17 protein-coding genes and 1 other annotated feature are annotated in these 20,497 nt (G+C 43.1%); all 17 genes read left to right on the top strand.

Features of this window, described 5'->3' with window-relative positions:
- Window positions 1–21: 21 nt before the first annotated feature.
- The 17 genes from GB992_RS04840 (at window position 22) to GB992_RS11610 (ending at window position 20,483) form a co-directional block, all read left to right on the top strand.
- Complete coding sequence (locus GB992_RS04840; protein WP_017261684.1) at window positions 22–741, top strand: Bax inhibitor-1/YccA family protein; 720 nt, start codon at window positions 22–24, stop codon at window positions 739–741.
- Between the two features lie 311 nt (window positions 742–1,052).
- Entirely contained in the window at window positions 1,053–3,755 is a 2,703-nt protein-coding gene (polA, locus tag GB992_RS04835) for a DNA polymerase I (RefSeq protein WP_161001443.1), read from the top strand.
- 42 nt (window positions 3,756–3,797) lie between these two features.
- Window positions 3,798–4,682 carry a DNA-formamidopyrimidine glycosylase gene (mutM, locus tag GB992_RS04830; protein WP_161001534.1) on the top strand — a complete coding sequence of 295 codons (885 nt, stop codon included), beginning with the start codon at window positions 3,798–3,800 and terminating at the stop codon, window positions 4,680–4,682.
- On the top strand, window positions 4,679–5,284 hold the full coding sequence (gene coaE, locus GB992_RS04825) for a dephospho-CoA kinase (RefSeq protein WP_161001442.1): 606 nt from the start codon (window positions 4,679–4,681) through the stop codon (window positions 5,282–5,284). Before mutM ends, coaE begins: the two co-directional genes overlap by 4 nt.
- 37 nt (window positions 5,285–5,321) lie before the next feature.
- The gene (gene nrdR / locus GB992_RS04820; protein ID WP_017261688.1) at window positions 5,322–5,795 is read left to right on the top strand and encodes a transcriptional regulator NrdR; all 474 of its coding nucleotides are present in this window, start codon (window positions 5,322–5,324) and stop codon (window positions 5,793–5,795) included.
- A 29-nt stretch (window positions 5,796–5,824) separates the two neighbouring features.
- A complete protein-coding gene (locus tag GB992_RS04815; RefSeq protein ID WP_161001441.1) occupies window positions 5,825–7,195 on the top strand; it encodes a DnaD domain protein in 1,371 nt (456 codons plus the stop codon).
- 2 nt (window positions 7,196–7,197) lie between these two features.
- A complete protein-coding gene (gene dnaI / locus GB992_RS04810) occupies window positions 7,198–8,133 on the top strand; it encodes a primosomal protein DnaI (RefSeq protein ID WP_161001440.1) in 936 nt (311 codons plus the stop codon).
- Between the two features lie 473 nt (window positions 8,134–8,606).
- Entirely contained in the window at window positions 8,607–9,896 is a 1,290-nt protein-coding gene (locus GB992_RS04805) for an NCS2 family permease (RefSeq protein ID WP_162855629.1), read from the top strand.
- A 375-nt stretch (window positions 9,897–10,271) separates the two neighbouring features.
- Window positions 10,272–12,221 carry a threonine--tRNA ligase gene (thrS, locus tag GB992_RS04800; protein WP_161001438.1) on the top strand — a complete coding sequence of 650 codons (1,950 nt, stop codon included), beginning with the start codon at window positions 10,272–10,274 and terminating at the stop codon, window positions 12,219–12,221.
- Window positions 12,222–12,580: 359 nt separating this feature from the next.
- Window positions 12,581–14,230 (top strand): ABC transporter transmembrane domain-containing protein, encoded by a 1,650-nt coding sequence (locus GB992_RS04795; RefSeq protein ID WP_161001437.1) that lies wholly within the window; start codon window positions 12,581–12,583, stop codon window positions 14,228–14,230.
- 248 nt (window positions 14,231–14,478) lie between these two features.
- Window positions 14,479–15,786, top strand: coding sequence for a uracil-xanthine permease family protein (locus GB992_RS04790; protein ID WP_161001436.1), 1,308 nt, complete (start codon window positions 14,479–14,481; stop codon window positions 15,784–15,786).
- A gap of 22 nt (window positions 15,787–15,808) precedes the next feature.
- Window positions 15,809–15,932: a sequence feature (ribosomal protein L20 leader region), on the top strand.
- 32 nt (window positions 15,933–15,964) lie between these two features.
- The gene (gene infC, locus GB992_RS04785; RefSeq protein WP_081495841.1) at window positions 15,965–16,495 is read left to right on the top strand and encodes a translation initiation factor IF-3; all 531 of its coding nucleotides are present in this window, start codon (window positions 15,965–15,967) and stop codon (window positions 16,493–16,495) included.
- Window positions 16,496–16,521: 26 nt separating this feature from the next.
- Window positions 16,522–16,719 carry a 50S ribosomal protein L35 gene (rpmI, locus tag GB992_RS04780; RefSeq protein ID WP_017261696.1) on the top strand — a complete coding sequence of 66 codons (198 nt, stop codon included), beginning with the start codon at window positions 16,522–16,524 and terminating at the stop codon, window positions 16,717–16,719.
- Between the two features lie 51 nt (window positions 16,720–16,770).
- The gene (gene rplT, locus GB992_RS04775) at window positions 16,771–17,124 is read left to right on the top strand and encodes a 50S ribosomal protein L20 (protein WP_017261697.1); all 354 of its coding nucleotides are present in this window, start codon (window positions 16,771–16,773) and stop codon (window positions 17,122–17,124) included.
- Window positions 17,125–17,350: 226 nt separating this feature from the next.
- Window positions 17,351–18,499: an IMP dehydrogenase gene (gene guaB, locus GB992_RS04770; RefSeq protein ID WP_161001435.1), complete on the top strand. Its 1,149-nt coding sequence runs from the start codon at window positions 17,351–17,353 to the stop codon at window positions 18,497–18,499.
- 31 nt (window positions 18,500–18,530) lie between these two features.
- A complete protein-coding gene (gene guaA / locus GB992_RS04765; protein WP_186337562.1) occupies window positions 18,531–20,090 on the top strand; it encodes a glutamine-hydrolyzing GMP synthase in 1,560 nt (519 codons plus the stop codon).
- Window positions 20,091–20,321: 231 nt separating this feature from the next.
- On the top strand, window positions 20,322–20,483 hold the full coding sequence (locus tag GB992_RS11610) for a hypothetical protein (RefSeq protein WP_162855616.1): 162 nt from the start codon (window positions 20,322–20,324) through the stop codon (window positions 20,481–20,483).
- The last annotated feature ends 14 nt before the right edge of the window (window positions 20,484–20,497 follow it).

The following is a 20,497-nucleotide window of genomic DNA, read 5'->3' as shown; positions in this document are numbered from 1 at the left end:
AATAAGAAATGAGGGATTTTTGTGAATAACAATGAATATCAACAACCTCGCCGAGAGGTGAACTCACAGGCTTCTGGTTTATCAGCCTTCATGAGTAAAGTCTTCGGTTACATGGGTGGAGCAGTGCTGATTTCCGCAATCGTTGCCGTGCTTGCCGGCGTTGTTTTCCAACAGCAATACTTTAGTTTTATTGCTGCTAACCGCTGGTTCCCAATTGTTCTAGTGGTGGCTGAATTTGGACTCGTAATTGGCACTAGTTTTAAGGCCAATCGGAGTGCAGCAGCAGGGCTGACAATGTTGTTTGGATTTGCGGCAATCAACGGGTTGATGCTGTCCAGCATTTTCCTTCAATATGCGAGCGCGACAATCTTCTCTGCGTTCTTTGCTTCAGCTGCTATCTTTGGTGGAATGGCTTTTTATGGCTCAACGACCCACCGCGATTTGACTAAGATTGGTACGCAAGCAATGTTTGCACTGATTGGGATTCTTATCGTTAGTTTGATTAATATCTTCTTACGTTCATCCTTTATCAGTTTCATCTTTAGTTTTGTTATCGTGGCTGTCTTTGTTGTTTTGACGGCTTGGGATACACAACGGATGCGCAAAATTTATGAACAATACGGCAATCAGATTTCGTTGAGTGGCCTAGCCGTTCAGGGTGCCTTTCAGTTGTACCTAGACTTCATCAACATTTTCATTTACATCCTGCAGATTTTTGGCTACGGTAGCAACCGCAACTAATTAAACCTGAATGACTAAAATCATGCTATGAGCAGGGCTTTAATGTTTGTGAATAAAATGCTCGAATAAATCATAACTAGAAACCGTGTTGACATTGTTGTCGGCACGGCTTTTTGTTTGCCAGTGTTTCTTGAACAAGTGGAATCTTTTTTCTACAGGGGGTGCGACTACGCCAGCAAAATCAGAATCAGTCGATAATTATCAGCATCGAGCTCACTTAAACATTCAATTACGCTTCTGCTTCAAATTGGTGCGAGAGCGCTTAATTTGTTAAAATGGAATCATTAAAATCAAAGAAAGCGACGGCCTCTATGAGCGAACAATTAACGTTATCAACAAAGAAAAAACTATTACTGATTGACGGCAACAGTGTGGCCTTTCGTGCCTTCTTTGCACTGCATCAACAATTGGATCGATTTACTAACCATGATGGCTTACATACGAACGCTATTTACGCGTTCAAGACGATGTTGGATAAAGTAGTTAAGGCTGTTCAACCAGATAAGGCATTAGTGGCATTTGACGCCGGGAAAACAACTTTTAGAACTGGTAAATTTTCCGACTACAAAGGTGGCCGATCTAAAACACCGGAAGAATTATCAGAGCAAATGCCTTACTTACGAGATCTTTTGACCGGTTACGGCATCAAGAGTTATGAACTTAAGGATTGGGAGGCCGACGACATTATCGGCACCATGGCCCGTGAAGGCGAAGCAGCCGGATATCAAGTGATCATCGTAACTGGGGACCGTGATCTGACTCAGTTAGCAACAGATCAAGCAACGGTGGCAATCACGCAAAAAGGTGTTAGCGAAATCGAATATTACACACCTGCTCACGTTCAGGATAAATATGGCTTAGAACCCAAACAAATTATTGATATGAAAGGACTCACGGGTGACACTTCCGATAATTATCCGGGTGTTACCAAAGTGGGTGAGAAGACGGCGATTAAGTTACTGACGCAGTTTGATTCCGTTGAGGGTGTCTACGATCATCTAGATGATATTAAACAGAGCAAGATGAAAGATCACTTGATTGAGGATCATGATCAGGCCCTGATGAGTAAAGATTTGGCGACGATTCGCACCAATGCGCCGTTGGCAATTCATTTGGATGATATCGATTATAACGGTCCTGATATTCACAAGTTGATTGCCTTCTATCAACAGATGGACTTTAACAATTTCCTGAAACAGTTGCAGAATGCCGGTCTTTCTTTGGATTTAGGCGACGATGAAACAAGCACAGCTTTAAAGACTGTCAGTTGGACTGAATTAACCAAAGATAATCTAGACTTGGTTGATAATTTTACCGATGAAGTTAGTTTTATTTTGGAAATGCCTGATGAAAATTATCATCTCAGTGCATTTGCTGGTTTTGTGATGACCGATGGCAAACAGACATTGGTTAGTCGAGAAGTCGATCTGCTTCAATCTGCCCAAATTAAGAAATTGATGGAAAATGGCAATATTGAAAAGAACGTTTTTAATGCTAAAGCTCAGTATGTCGGTCTACACCGTCTCGGAGTCAAACTTATTGGTGTTGATTTCGATTTGTTACTCGTTTCTTACTTGCTGGATACGAATGATAATTCAAATGATTTGGGGAGCTTGGCACAACAACATGGTTACGACCAGGTTGAAACAGATGAAGCCATTTACGGCAAGGGTGCCAAACGGGCGATTCCTGACGATGATGAACAATTCTTCGACCATTTGTCGCGGAAGGCATTGGCCATTCAAAATCTCCATGAAGAGCTGTTTAAAGAACTTGATCAAAATGAGCAGCGTGATTTATATGTCAACATTGAATTGCCGTTAACTTTTGTGCTGGCGGATATGGAAATTGCCGGTGTTTATGTGGATACTGACCAATTGACCAATATGCGAGAAAAGTTCAAGGAACAATTGTCATCGCTGAAACAAACCATTTACAACGAAGCTGGAGAAGAATTTAACATCAATTCGACCAAGCAATTGGGCCAAATTTTGTTTGAAAAAATGAAGTTGCCAGTGATCAAAAAGACTAAGACGGGTTATTCAACTTCAGTTGATGTCTTAGAACAGCTGGCGCCTCAAGCGCCTATTGTGGAAAATATCTTGGCCTACCGTGGCTTGTCTAAGTTACAGTCGACCTATATTGAGGGACTGTTAAAAGTCGTTCATGGCCATGGTCACAAGGTGCACACGCGCTATTTACAAACTCTGACGCAGACAGGTCGCTTATCGTCAGTTGACCCGAATTTACAAAACATTCCGATTCAAACTCAGCAAGGACGTGAAATTCGGAAGGCGTTTGTGCCAAGTCATGATGGCTGGGAAATCTTTTCTTCAGACTATTCACAAGTTGAATTACGTGTGTTGGCTCACATTACTGGGGATGCAAACTTGCAAGAGGCCTTCCGTGAAGACGAAGATATTCATGCGGCAACAGCTCGCCGAATTTTTGGGTTAACTTCTAATGATGAAGTGACGCCATTAATGCGGCGGCAGGCCAAGGCAACAAACTTTGGAATTGTTTACGGAATTAGTGATTATGGATTATCACAAAATCTGGGAATTTCCCGTCCTCAGGCAAAACAATTTATTGATACTTATTTCCGCGAATACCCAGATGTCAAAAAATATACAGAAGACGTTGTTGAACAGGCAAAGAAGCAGGGCTACGTGGAGACAATCACGCATCGCCGCCGGTATTTACCTGATATCAATGCGAAGAGCTTTAATCGCCGTTCGTTTGCAGCACGGACAGCGATGAATACGCCAATTCAGGGATCAGCAGCAGATATTATTAAGATTGCTATGATTCAAATGCAGAAGGCATTAACTGATCACGATTTAAAGGCTACTATGTTGCTGCAAATTCATGATGAGCTGGTCTTTGAAGCACCCAAGGAAGAGATTCCGATTCTTGAAAAATTAGTTCCAAGCATTATGGATTCAGCTGTTAGTTTGGACATTCCGTTGAAAGTTGAAAGTGCTCACGGATCTACTTGGTATGATGCGAAATAACGATTTATCGCAAGATTGAATTTCAAAATGGAGGCATGAATGATGCCAGAATTACCTGAGGTTGAAACGGTTCGTCGTGGGCTAACACGGATGGTTGTTGGAAAAACGATTACTGGAATTGACGTTTATTACCCGAAAATGGTGTTAAACGATGCCGACGCTTTTGTGACGCTGTTAACTGGACGGACAGTTACCCGAGTCGATCGACGTGGCAAGTATTTGTTGTTTCGTTTCGATGGTGGGCTGACGATGGTTTCTCATTTGCGAATGGAAGGCAAATACTTTGGGGCACCAGCCGACACGCCAAGGGATAAACACACCCATGTTGTTTTTCATTTAAGTGATGGTCAGTTACTGTGTTACAACGATACACGTAAATTTGGGCGCATGGTTGTGATTCATACTGGTGATGAAGACACGGTCGGTGGGCTAAAAACGTTGGGGCCAGAGCCCACACCTGAAACCTTAAGCGTGGCGTATTTAGTTGCTAAAATGGCAAAGAGTCGTAAGGCAATCAAGTCTTGGCTGCTGGATCAAAGTAACATTGCAGGGCTGGGCAACATTTACTGTGATGAAGTACTGTGGCTCAGTAAAATTCATCCGGAACAACCGACAAATACAGTGACCACTGCGCAAATCAAACGATTACGGTTGAGTATTTTTGTTGAATTGCAATTGGCAATCGAACATCACGGTACGACAGTGTTCACTTACAGTGCGTTTGGACATGCGGGAGAATTCCAAAATGAACTTCATGCATATGGTCACGGCGGTGAACCTTGCGAACGGTGTGGCACCACAATGGTGAAAATTAAAGTTGGTGAGCGGGGCACCACTTTTTGTCCCAAAGAACAAAAATTACGTGTTGTGAAGATAGCTGCTTCCAAGGCACGTTCTGCAGCAGCGACTAAGGAGACTTCTAAGTGACAACGGTAATTGGACTAACTGGCGGTATCGCCAGTGGCAAATCGACAGTTTCTAAAATGTTTGCAACGGCAGGCATCCCAATTATTGATGCAGATAAAATCGCTCACGAGGTGGTGGCGCCTAATACAACCGCTTTGGCAGATATCATTAGTACGTTTGGGGATACGGTTTTGACAGCAACGGGTCAGTTAGATCGTCATAAATTAGGCAACCTAGTCTTTAATAATGACGACAAGTTAGCTGAGCTTAATGCAATTGTTCAACCCGTTATCCGAAAAGTAATTCGGTCGCGAATTGATCGTTTTAAGAGCAGAAACACGCCCGTAGTTGTCTTGGATGCGCCATTGCTCTTAGAACAACATTATGAAAAGGACGTTGACCTGATTGTGGTGGTCAGTGTCCCACTCAAGATTCAACAGGCTCGGTTGATGGCACGTGATAACTTGTCGTTAGCAGAGGCGAATGAACGAATTGAAAGTCAATTATCCTTGGCTAACAAAGTTGCCAAGGCAGATGTGGTTATCGATAATTCCCAACAACTTGAAGAGACCCGTCTACAAGTGGTAAACTTGCTTGACAAAGTCCGTCAGACTGCGGATTAAAACGATTTAGTATTGATTAAAGGAGCACAGACAGGCTATGCAATGTCCACGGTGTCACCATAACGATACCCGAGTTGTTGATAGTCGTCCGACCGCAGAGGGTCAGGCGATTCGTCGACGACGCGAGTGCGAAAAATGTGGTTTTCGATTTACAACGTTTGAACGGGTTGAAGTAGCCCCATTATTAGTCATTAAAAAAGATGGCACCCGTGAGGAGTTTAGTCGCGAGAAGATTCTTCGCGGAATTATTCGCTCTGCAGAAAAACGACCGGTTACCATGCAGCAAATGAATACCGTAGTTGATAAAGTCGAGTCAAAGGTCCGCGCATTGGGCGAGAACGAAATTTCTAGTCAACTGATTGGTGAGTACGTTATGAACGAGTTGGCTGATGTTGATGAGATTGCATATATTCGATTTGCCAGCGTCTATCGTCAGTTTAAGGACATGAGTGTCTTTTTGGATGAAATGAAAGAAATGGTTGAGCGGGACAAGCGCTCGGATAAACGTTAATTGCTGAATACAAGAAGGGAGTGTCAGTCATGAATGTTGCACCAACTTTAACACCGCGGTCAGGATTTGTGGTTACACTGCCACCTCGTGATGAGCAGCATCTGTTGAGTTGGCAAACGTTGTACGCACCGATACTGGGTGTTACTGCGTTTGGCTTATACACAGGGTTGACTACGTTCGCTAGCCAGCACCCCCAGTTGTCTAATCGCCGTCAACACAGTGAACTGTTGACATGGTTGCGATTGGATTTGGATCATTTTCTGTCTGCCCGTAAGCGATTGGAAGCGGCCGGTTTATTGGATAGTTTTTACCAACAAGACGCACTAGGGGATGTTTACGCTTATCAACTGCAGTCGCCACTTTCGGCGACTGCGTTTTTTGCTGATGATTTACTCAGTGTCTTGCTTTTACAATCTGTTGGTCAAACACGGTACGATGAACTGTTAGCAAAATTTGAACAGAAAACGGTTAACGTAAGTCAGATGAAAAATGTATCAGCTAATTTTTTATCTGTATTTCATATGAGTGATGCTCAATTGACTAACCGTCCAGCGCAGTTGTTGATTCAGTCCGATAATCATCGCACCGAGCGTGAGTCTAGCTTGGTTCAGGTTGACTTCAAACTGCTAAGCGATTATTTAAAACGAGAGTACGTTGAGTTGGATTCGGTAATGAATCAACGCGATTTAATTGCTACCGAAGCGACAATGTATGGGTTAAATGAGCGAAGCTTAGCTAACTTTATTGTTCAGGCGACAAGCGTGACAACAAATCAGTTTGATGCTAACCGTTTCAAACAAGTCGTTGCTGCTCAATTTCAAGCGACTCAGGCTGTGGACAATACTGTGAATGCAAACGATGGTGATGCCCAGGAACAACCGGTGACAACAACTGGTGATAATCAGGATCAGGCACAAATTAAAGCATTGGTGGCGGCCGTTAAGGCATACGCGCCAGCTGATTTTTTGGCCAGTTTAAAGACTGAAAAGAATCAGTATGTTAGTGATGGTGAACAACGCGTTTTGGCTAAATTCATGGATCGACATTTGTTTGCTCCCAGCGTTGTGAACATGCTAATTTACTACCTCATTAGTGATAGGGATAAAAACGTTCTTTATCTTAATGATGTTGATCGAGTCGCCAATGACTGGGCCAAGGCCAAAGTGCAGACGCCTGAGCAAGCAATTGATCACATGCGAAACTACAAGGAAGAACAGGAATCGCAGCGGATTCAACGTCAAAATGGCCGAGCACCTAGGGCACGAGAACAACTGACGGATTGGAATGCGCAGTCACAGACACCAACTTCAGAAGTGGCTGCTTCTGAAGATGACGCTAATGAAATTCAAAAATTACGTCAACGTTTAAATCAGGCTAAAAAGAATCAGGAGGATCAATAATCATGCAGGACTTAGGAAAATCAATGCGCGATTTACTTAATCGCCAGAATCTGAACTCTGATTACCAACGGCTGATTGCAAATGCGATTAATGATCCCGATGTACAAGCGTTCATTAAGGCACATCAAGATGAGTTGGCAGAGGATGTGTTGGAGCGTAATGGGTCCAAGTTGTACGAATATGTGAGCCAGCGTGATAAATTACGTGCCGGTCACCAGGTTTTTGCACCTGGCTACGAACCGAAATTAGTGGTCAGTGACCATTATGTGGAAGTGACCTACGAACCAACGGAAGACACGTTACTTGCACAAAAACAATCAATGCTTAAGAAGCGCGTTCACGCAGTCTCCATGCCAAAAATGATTGAACAAGCGTCATTTGGGGATTACAACGTGGATGGTGAAGAGGAGCAGCGTGCAAAAGCCTTGCGGCAAGCGATGCAATTTGTAGCTGACTATTCACAAAAGCCACATGAATTTCATCAAGGCTTGTATTTCTATGGCAATTTTGGAGTCGGTAAAACATTTTTGCTCGGCGCTATTGCCAATGAACTTGCTACATTGGGATACCAGTCAACGTTAGTTCACTTTCCCAGTTTTGCTGTGGAAATGAAAAATTCGATTGGTAAAAATAATGTTGCCGAAAAGGTTGATGCCATTAAACAGGCGCCAATCTTGATGATTGATGATATTGGCGCGGATTCGATGAGCTCATGGGTTCGCGACGAAGTGTTAGGCGTTGTTTTAGAGTATCGAATGCAAGAGGAATTGCCCACTTTCTTCAGTTCAAACTTTTCTATGCAACAGTTGTCAGATCAGCATCTCTCAATTAATCAGCGTGGTGAAAAAGAAGAAGTTAAGGCTGCGCGGTTAATGCAGCGGATTCGTTTCCTAAGCCACGAAGTCGTGATTCAGGGACCAAACCGTCGGCCACAATAAAATATTTAAGAGTAACTGTGACAGAAGTCCGACTTGAGAACGAGCATTAACAAAAACAGACCTATTCCTGAACTTGGGGAATAGGTCTGTTTTGAACTAAGCGGAATTCTCAGGACTTTGGAGCGCGATATGGCTCACATTTTTCGTTCCCAATAAACTTATGCCACAGCTTTTTTGTTTGCCACAATCATAAATAACGGTTAAAAGAGGTTCACTTTAGGAATTTGGCGCGATTTCAACTCAAAATCATAAGAAAGTTCAGCTTTTAATGGAATTAATGACATGTTTTGCAGATAAAGTTCGACTTTAAACGGAATATGTTCGTGTTTTACATTTAATAATAAAAATGGTACGATATTACTCGTTCTTTAATGAACCATATCCGAACGATCACTAACGGCCGTTATGTGAATTTTAGGAATAATTATCTAAGGGAGCTTGTACTCGTGATTGAAAAATTGAATCATTATTTTATGTTGGATGAATTGCACACGACTGTTCCTCGAGAAATGCTAGCAGGATTCACAACTTTTATTTCAATGGCATACATCATGTTTGTGAACCCGAGCGTTTTAGGAGCCGCAGGTGTGGATAAAGGGGCCGTGTTTACGGCAACGGCATTGGCTAGTGCTATCGGCTGTATTCTGATGGGAGTTCTAGCACGTTATCCAATTGCGACCGCTCCGGCACTGGGTATCAATGCATTTTTTGCTTATTCAGTTGTTATCGGAATGAAAGTTCCGTGGCAGACGGCAATGGCTGGAGTGTTTGTAGCTTCGCTGATTTTCTTGGTAATTACAATCTTTAAGCTTCGTGAAATGATTATTAATGCGATTCCATCGGATTTAAAGTATGCGATTTCGAGTGGTATTGGTTTGTTTATTGCTTTTATTGGGCTACACGATGGTGGCTTGATTGCCGCCAACAAATCAACTGTGGTGGGCTTAGGATCATTTTCAACGGCGACAACTTGGCTAACGATTTTTGGTCTTATCCTAACGTCGATTTTAATGGTCATGCGCGTCCCTGGTGGTATTTTTATCGGGATGGCGGCCACTGCAATTGTTGGACTCATAACGAAACTGATTCCGATGCCACATCAGTTGGTTGCTGGTGCGCCGAGTTTAGCACCTACATTTGGTGTTGGCATTAAGCACATTGGTGATATTAATTCCGTTCAAATGTGGGTGGTTGTGTTGACGTTCCTGTTAGTAACCTTCTTTGATACGGCAGGTACGTTGGTGGGGCTTGCCCAGCAGGCAGGGTTTATGAAAAACAATGAAATGCCACGAGTTGGTAAAGCGTTGATGTCTGATTCTACAGCGATGCTGGCAGGCTCTGTGTTAGGTACATCACCGGTTGGTGCGTACGTTGAATCATCAGCTGGGATTGCTGTTGGTGGACGAAGTGGTCTAACTGCCATCACAACTGGTATTTTGTTTGTCCTTGGGATGTTCTTTTCGCCACTTTTGACGGTTGTGACTAGTCAGGTGACAGCACCTGCGCTCATTATTGTTGGTGTACTGATGGCGCAGTCGTTGGCACGAATCAATTGGACAAAGATGGAAATTGCCATTCCATCATTTTTAATTGTCCTGGGCATGCCGTTGACGTACAGTATTTCAGACGGATTAGCGCTGGGTGTCATCACTTATCCAATTACAATGATTGCTGCCAAACGTGGTCGTGAAGTTCATCCGTTAATGTACGTTTTGTTCTTTGTCTTCATCGGCTTCATGGGCATTTTAAACGTCAATCATTAATTCTTATTGTTGATTTTTGTCAGTCATTTTATCGTCTAGTGATTGACAAGCAATTATTTTGTGGTTTAATAAGTTTTGTAAACCAATCAGATATGATGTCAGTTAACAAACCTTTTAGAGAGCATCCGGTGGTGAAAGGATGCAGGTGTTAAGTGGTGTTACCCCTGATTCAAGCGTCCGGTGATCAAGCCGGGCCGATTGACCGCGTTATTGGTCACTAGAGGCAGTTATTGAGCGCGATATGCTCTAACTGTGAATTTTGGGTGGAACAACGTTAATGACGTCCCTGACCGCGATTGCGGTTAGGGACGTTTTTTTGTTTCATGTCATAAACAAGCAGAACTGCAAAGTGTAATTTCAAGGAGGAAAAGCAGAATGGCAGATATTAAGATTACGTTTCCAGATGGCGCTGTTAAGCCGTTTGCCAATGGCTCAACGACGGCAGATGTTGCTAAGTCAATCAGCATTAGCCTTGCTAAAAAGGCCGTAGCCGGAAAGTTTAACGGTGAGTTAGTTGATTACGAGGCACCGTTAACAGAAGATGGCAAGATCGAAATTGTCACGAAAGATACACCAGAAGGTTTGACTGTACTTCGCCACACTGCATCTCAAGTATTGGCTAACGCACTTCACCAGCTTTATCCAGAAATGCATTTTGGTCAGGGTGAGGCCAGTGATGACGGTTTTTCGTTTGATACGGACAATGCCGATCACCAAGTTAGTTCTGATGACTTGCCAGCCATTGAAGCCAAAATGAAGGAAATTGTGAAGGCCAACTTGCCAATTTCCCGTGAAGTATTGGCTGAGGCTGACGCGCTTAAATTGGTTGATGGAGACCCTTACCAAACACAATTAGTTAAACAAGCGGCTGCCACCAATGATGGCCAGGTTGCTGTTTATCGTCAGGGTGATTTCGTTGATTTAAGCGACGGTGTGCAAATGCCATCAACTGGTGACGTCAAGATCTTTAAGCTGCTGTCTGTTGCCGGCGCGTACTGGGAAGGCAAATCATCTAACCCAATGTTGCAACGGGTTTACGGAACGGCCTTCTTCAATCAAAAAGACATGGACGCCGATGATGTTCGCCGTAAGGAAGCTCGTGAACGCGATCACCGTGTGATTGGTAACGACTTGGATTTGTTCTTTGTTGATCCTAAAGTCGGTGCCGGTCTGCCATACTGGATGCCAAATGGTGCAACGATTCGTCGTACCATTGAACGTTACATTATTGACAAGGAAATTCAGCATGGTTATGAACATGTTTACACGCCAGTTCTCATGAACTTGGATGCTTATAAGACATCTGGTCACTGGGAACACTATCGTGAGGACATGTTCCCACCAATGGACATGGGTGATGGCGAAATGTTGGAACTGCGTCCCATGAACTGCCCAAGCCATATTCAAATTTACAAACATCACATTCGTTCTTATCGTGAATTACCATTGCGGATTGCTGAATTAGGCATGATGCACCGTTATGAAAAATCCGGCGCGTTATCTGGTTTGCAACGTGTCCGTGAAATGACATTGAACGATGGTCACACATTCGTTGCTCCTGATCAAATTCAGGATGAATTCAAACGTATTTTGAACTTAATGGTTGAAGTATATGCAGACTTTGACATTAAGGATTACTCATTCCGTTTGAGCTACCGTGACCCTAAGAACACCGAAAAGTACTTTGCCAACGACGAAATGTGGGAAAAGGCTCAGAAGATGTTGAAGGGTGCCATGGATGATCTTGGCCTTGACTACGTTGAAGCTGAAGGCGAAGCAGCCTTCTATGGTCCTAAGTTGGATGTACAAACTAAGACAGCCTTGGGCAATGAAGAGACATTGTCTACCATTCAGTTAGACTTCATGTTGCCTGATCGTTTTGACCTTCATTATGTCGGTGCTGATGGTGAAGAACATCAACCTGTTATGATTCACCGCGGATTGGTTTCAACGATGGAACGTTTCACCGCCTACTTAACAGAAATGTACAAGGGTGCTTTCCCAACGTGGTTAGCACCTCATCAGGTATCTATCATTCCAGTTAGTGAAGAACATCAAGGCGATTACGCTGAAAAGTTACGTAAACAATTAGCAGCTGCCGGTGTGCGCGTAACGGTCGATGCTCGTAATGAAAAGATGAACTTTAAGATTCGTGATGCCCAAACGCATAAGATTCCTTACACGTTAGTTGTTGGTGACAAGGAAAAGCAAGACGACACGGTTTCTGTTCGTCGTTACGGTCATGATGAATCTACAAGTGAAGCAAGTAAGGACTTCCTGAGTGATGTTCTGAACGATATCGCTTCGTATTCTCGTGAAAATTAATTGCAGTTAAGTTTCAATAAGTGTCGCCATGTTAATTTGGCGGCACTTATTTTTGTGATTTGACTATTTTATGTTGTTTTTACTTATTGACTTGTAATATTCTAATACTATTCTAATGTTTCATTAAACGGATTGCATGCAAGACAGTCTGTTTAGCGAAGATACACATGTTAAGGAAGCGAAAGCCTAAATGTAAGTTTTTCCTTTAATAAATGGACAAAATTCGACTGTGTGATGATGAATGGCCACAGAAACGAACGAATCTATAATTTAATTTTTTTTGACCATTTGACGCAGCTAAATTTCGCCATTTAATCTCTGAATGAATTCACAGATGATTTTTATAGGGAGAAATTGAAATGTGGCAAGTATTGGTTAAACCTCAAAAAAAGTTATTTAGTCTCTTTTTCTTAGTGACGATAATACATGCGATTGTGACAACGGCTTACACGTTAATTATTGCTTTTTTAACGGCTTATATGACGCGTAAAATCAATATGTCCTTTGGTCAGGTTGTGACGATCACTTTATTATGTACGGCGTTTATTGCATTAGTAAACGTAATTGGTGGTTATCTTAAGGGTAAGGTTACCAATGGTGCAATGTGTCATTTAAGACGGCAGATATTTGAACGATTGATGTTAACGGTGGATTTTGGTGATCGGCGCAAGGTTGGCGAAAAAGTGGCACTGCTGACGAGTAAGTTAGACGTCGTTGAGCAGAGCTACGTCAATAATTTTCTGCTTGGTTTATCGTTAGTCATGCAGTTTGTTTTAGGCATATTGCTCGGCGTGGTAGTGGATGTACGGCTGACATTGATTGTTATTAGTCTTGATGTTCCAGCAATATTATTACCACTTATAACACAGCGACAATTAAAGCGAGCTAAACTGCCGGTGCTAAACAACCTAGATCGTTATACCAGTGCGATCACAAACTGGTTTTCAGGTTTAACAACAATTAAGAATTTTGGCCGTGAGCACACCTTTATCAACATGCACGCGTCCATATCAACGGATGTAAAGGTTAGCGAGAATCACGATATTTTAGTGCGTAAGGTTGTCAGCGGTATTTCACAGTTTTGTGGAGATTTAGTTTACTTTGGTACTTGGGTCGTTGGTGGTTACTTTATTTTGAATCACAGTCTAACGCTAGCGGCGTTTATGACTTTTACGCAGTTATCGGTTCAAATTTCATTTCCATTGGAAACGGCGGCAGATGTTTTTTCTGATTTTTTCGGTGGTCAACGGGCTTATCAACAACTACGTTTGGTTATTGAAGCGGTGGCCCAAAATAATGAAAGACTTGCTCAGTTGCCAGAGCAGGACGACGTATTCATTGATTATGTTCACGCTACGATTGGCGGGGCAGATAAAGATACAAGGCCACTACTAAAAGACGTTAACTTACAGATTAACCAATCAGATAAGGTCATCATTATTGGTGATAGTGGATCTGGGAAATCTACATTAATCAACGCTCTGTTTGGCTACCGACCATTGTTGGCTGGCTCGATTTTTGTTGATGGACGCTCACCAATCGTTGGCCGGTCCGCGGATATTGCTAAGATGATTGGTTATCAGAACCAGCAAACGTTCATTTTTGATGGTACAGTTAGGGATAATTTAACGATGTTTAGTGATCAATACACTGATCAAGAGCTTATCGATGCGTTAAACAGGGCTGAGCTGCAAACGGCTGGCGGACATGCTCACACTAATGCTTGGTTGAGTATGATTCTTCATACTCAAGGTGGACCGTTGTCCGGTGGTGAAAGACAACGTATCGGCTTAGCTCGCAATTTATTAACGCACAAACGGTTTATGATTTTTGACGAATTGTCTAGTGGGCTAGATCATAAAACAGCTGAAACAATCGAGAAGCGTCTATTCAGGTTGAACATTGGTTTTATTTACATTACGCATAGTTATAACAGGTCATTATTGAAAGCAGCTGATAAAGTTTTCGAAGTGCACGACAAACGTGTTACGGCGGTATCACTAGACTAATTTACTTGACCGATCGATTGAAGTTGTTTATGATTTACTCAACATGATGAACCTTTAATGTAGTCCTGTGAGGCTAACAAGGGAACGGCTGTTGTGACGTTTAGAATAGCGCGATTTGTGCAATTCTAGAACATCTTCACACGTAAACCAGACCACTTGCCTTCCGGGTGAGCGGTCTTTTTTATTTGGATGATCAAACGTTTAGGCCGGGACGGGGTTCGCGTGAAGTGAGGAAGGGAGCGTTTTAAATGACGCAAAAAGAATTTCACGATGACGCTGCAGTGTTGGATATCCATGATCGGCCTAAATTCTGGCCATGGGTAGGCTTATCGATTCAACACATGTTTTCAATGTTTGGCTCAACTGTTATTGTGCCGTTACTGGTTGGTCTTAGTCCAAGCATTGCTTTATTTTCATCTGGGGTAGGTACGCTGTTACATATTATGATCACCCAGCGAAAGATTCCGGCTTACATGGGATCGAGCTTTGCGTTTATTACACCAATGCTCGCTTTAATGAAGACCACGGGGTATCCAGGCATTGGGCAAGGTGTTGTGGCGGTCGGAGCTGTGTATCTCATTGTCGCATTACTGATCGGCATGATTGGATCTGATTGGGTTGATAAGGTACTACCACCAATTGTTGTCGGGCCGATTGTCATGGTCATTGGCCTTTCTTTAGCGGGCAGTGCGGCGACAGATGCAATGATGAAAAACGGTCATTATAATTTGGAATACTTTGCAATTGCGATGACCACATTATTGTTGGCAATTTTCTTTAACATGTTTTTAAAGGGATCATTAGGCTTAATTCCTGTATTGTTGGCGATTGTGTGTGGTTACTTGATTAGTGTATTTGCTGGCATCGTTGATCTACATACGATTGCTGTGGCGCCATGGTTTAAGTTGCCTAAATTTCAGGTTCCTGGATTAACCTATCATTTTCATTTGGAATGGGGCGCGATTGTGACCATTGCACCCATTGCGTTTGTTACAATGACGGAGCATATGGGTCACATTATGGTTCTGGATAATCTTACACACCGAAATTTCTTCAAGGATCCCGGCCTAAACAGAACGCTTGCTGGGGATGGCACGGCTTCTATCGTTGCGGGACTGATTGGTGGACCGGCAGTTACCAGCTACGGTGAAAATATTGGTGTGATGGCAATTACTAAGGTACACAGTGTTTATGTGTTGATGGGTGCTGCCATGTTTGCGATTATTTTTGCCTTCATTAACAAACTGAACGTTTTGATTATGGCCATGCCGTTGCCAGTGATTGGTGGCATCAGCTTCTTGCTATTTGGTACGATTGCAACAAGCGGCGTTTCTGTGATGATTGATCATCATGTAGATCTGGGCAAGAAACGGAATTTGATGATTGCGTCGTCCGTGATGGTCATTGGAATTGGTAATGCCTATCTGCAATTAGGCAATTTTCAGTTCACTGGATTAGCGTTTGCGACGATTTTAGGAATTGTGTTAAACTTAGTTCTACCACAGAAAGCTGCTAGTGAAAGAGCAGACGCGAATACGCTTGACAAAGCCAAGTAGCTCCTGTAAACTTATTAACTGTTGAGAAAAGCAGAAGCACCCGCTTCTCGCCTTGGTAATTTTGTTGCCGGGCTAAAGATGAGTTGAACCGTACTGTTTCAGTGCGGACAGCGGGTGGCGATGGCCATCCGCTATTTTTCTGTTTAAATCTCACCATTGTTGATTCGTTTAGAATTTTATGGAGGTGAATACCATAGCTCAAGATACTTTGGTAAATAACGCAATCCGCGCCCGCGAGGTTCGGTTGATTGCCGCTAATGGTGACCAGCTCGGGGTTAAGCAGACCAGAGAAGCACAACAGCTTGCGGATGATGCAAACTTAGATTTGGTTCTGGTTGCCCCTAAGGCAAAGCCACCAGTTGCCAGAATCATGGATTATGGAAAGTACCGCTTCGAGTTACAAAAGAAGCAGCGTGAAGCTCGTAAGAATCAAAAGACGGTCGAAATGAAAGAAATTCGTCTTAGTCCGACGATTGACGAGAATGACTTCAACACTAAATTGAAGAATGCAGAAAAGTTCCTGTCAAAAGGTAACAAAGTGCGTGTCTCAATTCGGTTTAGAGGTCGTGCAATCACGCATAAAGAAATCGGTCGCGACGTGTTGAACAAGATGGCAGCTGCAACTAAAGAAGTAGCTGACGTTCAACAACAAGCTAAGATGGATGGTAGAAGTATGTTCTTAGTACTGTCACCAAAACCAGAAAAATAGTTATCAATATTTAGGAGGACATTCTTATGCCAAAGCAAAAGACAAACCGTGCCGCTGCTAAGCGGTTCAAACAATCTGCAAAGGGCGGCTTCATTGGTGCCAACGCTTACACGAGTCACCGTTTCCACGGTAAGACAAAAAAGCAACGTCGCCAATTACGTGGAACTAAGATGATGGACGCAACTACGGTTAAGACATACAAGAAGTTATTGTTGACCAAGTAGTTTTTAAACAGGAATCTGACCAGACTTGGTCAATTATTGGAGGATGCAATTATGCGTGTTAAAGGTGGAAGTGTTACACGGCAACGTCGCCGTAAGATGATCAAATTAGCTAAGGGTTACCGTGGCCCAAAGCATATTCAATTTAAGGTTGCTAAGCAACAAGTTTGGAAGTCATGGCAATACGCTTACCGTGACCGTAAAAACACGAAGCGTAACTTCCGTAAACTCTGGATCGCTCGGATCAATGCCGCTGCTCGTCAAAATGACATGAGCTACAGCAAGTTGATGCATGGTTTAAAGGAAGCTAACGTTGAAATGAACCGTAAGATGTTAGCCGACTTGGCTGTTAACGACCCACGTGCGTTCACTTCTTTAACTAAAGAAGCTGCTAAGGCACTTAAATAATTCATGATTAAGCACTCATTCTTGAAAGATATTCAGGCGTGAGTGCTTTTTTATACGGAAATAACGTTCAAGTCCTGCCTCAGAAACCCTTGTTTATCAGTTTGACGAACGTCTCTTGACGATTCACAGCAAAATATAATCTATCGTTCGGGTCTGGCTGTTGACGACAATAGGCTGAACCTGATAAATTAGTAACAATTTATTTCATTAGGAGGAATTGTTCACCATGACCAACTGGAACGAGAAATTTGCCAAACAGGGATTAACGTTTGATGATGTACTGCTGATTCCTGCAGCAAGTGATGTTTTACCAAATCAGGTTGAATTGCATACACAACTTGGAAAAAACTTGAAGCTGAATATCCCAATTTTAAGTGCCAGTATGGATACGGTGACCGAAGCACGCCTTGCAACAGTGATGGCGCAACAGGGTGGTTTAGGTGTTATTCATAAAAACATGAGTAAGGATGACCAGGCTGCAGAAGTTAGCAAAGTTAAAGCGACAACAGTTGATACTGCTGTTACACCTGAAGCCGCTGTCGATGCTCAAGGCCGTTTACTGGTCGCAGCCGCTGTCGGTGTCACAGCAGATACGTTTGAACGCGCAGAAGCGCTGTTTAGCGCTGGTGCTGATGCAATTATCATCGACACAGCACATGGTCATTCGAAAGGCGTGCTGGACAAAATTGCGCAAATCCGTGAGCAGTATCCAGACCAAACATTAATTGCCGGGAACGTTGCGACGGCTGCTGGTACCCGAGCTTTGTTTGACGCTGGTGTTGACGTGGTTAAAGTCGGTATTGGGCCAGGTTCGATTTGTACAACACGGGTTGTTGCTGGTGTGGGTGTTCCTCAAATCACTGCCATTTTCGATGCCGCTCAGGTTGCTGCTGAATACGGCAAACAAATTATCGCTGACGGCGGCATCAAGTACTCTGGTGACATTGTTAAGGCGTTGGCTGCCGGTGGTAACGCAGTTATGCTAGGCAGCATGTTGGCTGGTACCGATGAAGCGCCAGGTGAAGTCTTTACAGCTGAGGATGGCAAAAAGTATAAGACCTACCGCGGCATGGGATCCTTAGCTGCCATGGAACATGGTTCTTCAGACCGCTATTTCCAAAGTGGTGTTAAGGAAGAGAAAAAGCTTGTGCCAGAAGGTATTGAAGGCCGAACGGCTTATAAAGGTGCCGTAGCGGATGTTTTGTTCCAGATGATCGGTGGTTTGCGGTCAGGCATGGGCTACACGGGGGCGCATACTGTTGATGATTTGATTGAAAAGGCTCAGTTTGTTCAGATCACTAATGCCGGACTGATCGAATCACATCCACATGATATTCAAATCACAAAAGTTGCACCAAACTACAAGCGTAATTAGATCAGCTAACTATTTAAAAATGGAGAAAAACATGCAAACAGTGGACCAAACTAAATTTGATCGGGTGATTGTATTAGATTTTGGTAGTCAATATAATCAACTGATTACACGACGAATTCGTGAATTCGGTGTGTATTCAGAATTAAAACCACATACAATTTCAGCCACTGAGCTTGCGGCCATGAATCCTAAGGCTGTAATCTTTTCCGGTGGACCGAATAGTGTTTATGGGGAGGATGCTTCAACGGTTGACCCCGCAATTTATGATATGGGTTTGCCAATTCTCGGTATTTGTTACGGAATGCAGCTAATGGCAAAAGACCTTGCCGGCGGTGTGGTTGCGCCAGCTGAAGATAATGGTGACTACGGTCAGTCAGAAATGCACATCACTAACATCAATTCACCTTTGTTTAAGGAAATGGCAGCAGATCAAGAAGTTTTGATGAGTCATGGTGATTACGTCAAAACTGTGCCAGATGGTTTTGAGCAAATCGGAACCGGTGCCAACTGCCCAACAGCCGCCATGCAGGATGTCAAACGGGGATTTTACGGATTGCAATTTCATCCCGAAGTCCGTTTGACAGAAAACGGTAATGATATTTTACGACATTTTGTTTTCGATGTAGCTGGTGCCAAAGCCAACTGGACCATGCGTGATTTCATTGATCTGCAAATTGCTAACATTCGCCAGACTGTTGGTGATAAAAAAGTATTGTTGGGTCTTTCAGGTGGTGTTGATTCTAGCGTTGTCGCTGTCCTTTTGCATGAAGCTATCGGTGATCAATTAACCGCGGTTTTTGTCGACCATGGTCTGTTACGCAAGGATGAAGCGCAACAAGTGCTCGACAGTCTTAATGGTAAGTTTGGCGTCAATATTGTCGCTGTGAATGCCAGTGACAGATTCCTGGGAGCTTTAAAAGGCGTTTCCAATCCTGAACGCAAACGTAAAATCATCGGTAAAGAATTTATTGATGTGTTTAGTGAAGAGGCTCGTAAGTTAGATGGCGTAGAGTTTTTAGCACAGGGTACGCTTTACACAGATGTCATTGAATCTGGAACCGATACTGCTCAGACAATTAAGTCACACCATAATGTGGGCGGACTACCAGAGGACCTTAAGTTTAAATTGATTGAACCATTGAATAAATTATTCAAAGACGAAGTCCGTGAGTTAGGTGAACAGCTGGGTATGCCACATGACCTTGTCTGGCGTCAACCTTTTCCTGGTCCAGGACTTGCTATTCGGACGCTGGGAGAAGTAACGCCCGAAAAGTTGACATTGGTGCGGGAATCCGACGCGATTTTACGTGCAGAATTCGCTAAAGCCGGGTTGGATCAAACCGTTTGGCAATACTTTACTGCACTGCCAGGCATTCACAGTGTTGGTGTCATGGGGGACGGACGTACTTATGATGAAGCAATTGTCATTCGTGCCGTGACTAGTGTTGATGGTATGACTGCTGAGTTTGCAGAAGTTCCTTGGGCCGTGTTAGGTGAGGTATCGACCAAGATCGTTAATGAAGTACCGGGAGTTAACCGTGTACTGTATGACATCACCGGTAAGCCACCTGCCACGATTGAATATGAATAGCCTAGAAAAAAATCAGTCATTATCTATGGGTGTCTATCCCTTGATAATGGCTGATTTTGTTATGGCCTGGGAATTTCAAAAACGGATATAATCGGACGGTTTGGAAATGTTTTGAAGGATTTTGTTACAGCTATTATGATTGCGTGAAAATTATATTTGACTTTAATTGATTGATCGATTAAGATGTATTCAATTAATAATTAATCAATCAATTAATAAAGGAAGATCACTATGACAAAATTACAAACAGCGCAGGCAGCCACAGTTTCGCCATCGGCACAAAAAATGTTAGCCGGTTTTAAGTATTTGGCAAATTACAAGTTTAATCCGAACAAGCCCGGAAACTTTCAATGGCAGTCTGTTGATGATGGATTTTTAATGGTCGTTGATTAATAAGCTCAAGTGCT

Source organism: Furfurilactobacillus milii (genome assembly GCF_009863985.1).
GTDB lineage: Bacteria > Bacillota > Bacilli > Lactobacillales > Lactobacillaceae > Furfurilactobacillus > Furfurilactobacillus milii_A.
The sequence above is the reverse complement of the archived record's forward strand: the minus strand, read 5'-3'. Positions and strand labels throughout refer to the sequence as shown.

Excerpts from the sequence above, each read along its gene's own strand:
- polA (WP_161001443.1), top strand. The coding sequence starts at position 1,053 with ATGAGCGAACAATTAACGTTATCAACAAAGAAAAAACTATTACTGATT.
- mutM (WP_161001534.1), top strand. The coding sequence starts at position 3,798 with ATGCCAGAATTACCTGAGGTTGAAACGGTTCGTCGTGGGCTAACACGG.
- nrdR (WP_017261688.1), top strand. The coding sequence starts at position 5,322 with ATGCAATGTCCACGGTGTCACCATAACGATACCCGAGTTGTTGATAGT.
- GB992_RS04815 (WP_161001441.1), top strand. The coding sequence starts at position 5,825 with ATGAATGTTGCACCAACTTTAACACCGCGGTCAGGATTTGTGGTTACA.
- dnaI (WP_161001440.1), top strand. The coding sequence starts at position 7,198 with ATGCAGGACTTAGGAAAATCAATGCGCGATTTACTTAATCGCCAGAAT.
- GB992_RS04805 (WP_162855629.1), top strand. The coding sequence starts at position 8,607 with ATGTTGGATGAATTGCACACGACTGTTCCTCGAGAAATGCTAGCAGGA.
- thrS (WP_161001438.1), top strand. The coding sequence starts at position 10,272 with ATGGCAGATATTAAGATTACGTTTCCAGATGGCGCTGTTAAGCCGTTT.
- GB992_RS04795 (WP_161001437.1), top strand. The coding sequence starts at position 12,581 with ATGTGGCAAGTATTGGTTAAACCTCAAAAAAAGTTATTTAGTCTCTTT.
- GB992_RS04790 (WP_161001436.1), top strand. The coding sequence starts at position 14,479 with ATGACGCAAAAAGAATTTCACGATGACGCTGCAGTGTTGGATATCCAT.
- infC (WP_081495841.1), top strand. The coding sequence starts at position 15,965 with ATGGAGGTGAATACCATAGCTCAAGATACTTTGGTAAATAACGCAATC.
- rpmI (WP_017261696.1), top strand. The coding sequence starts at position 16,522 with ATGCCAAAGCAAAAGACAAACCGTGCCGCTGCTAAGCGGTTCAAACAA.
- rplT (WP_017261697.1), top strand. The coding sequence starts at position 16,771 with ATGCGTGTTAAAGGTGGAAGTGTTACACGGCAACGTCGCCGTAAGATG.
- guaB (WP_161001435.1), top strand. The coding sequence starts at position 17,351 with ATGACCAACTGGAACGAGAAATTTGCCAAACAGGGATTAACGTTTGAT.
- guaA (WP_186337562.1), top strand. The coding sequence starts at position 18,531 with ATGCAAACAGTGGACCAAACTAAATTTGATCGGGTGATTGTATTAGAT.
- GB992_RS11610 (WP_162855616.1), top strand. The coding sequence starts at position 20,322 with ATGACAAAATTACAAACAGCGCAGGCAGCCACAGTTTCGCCATCGGCA.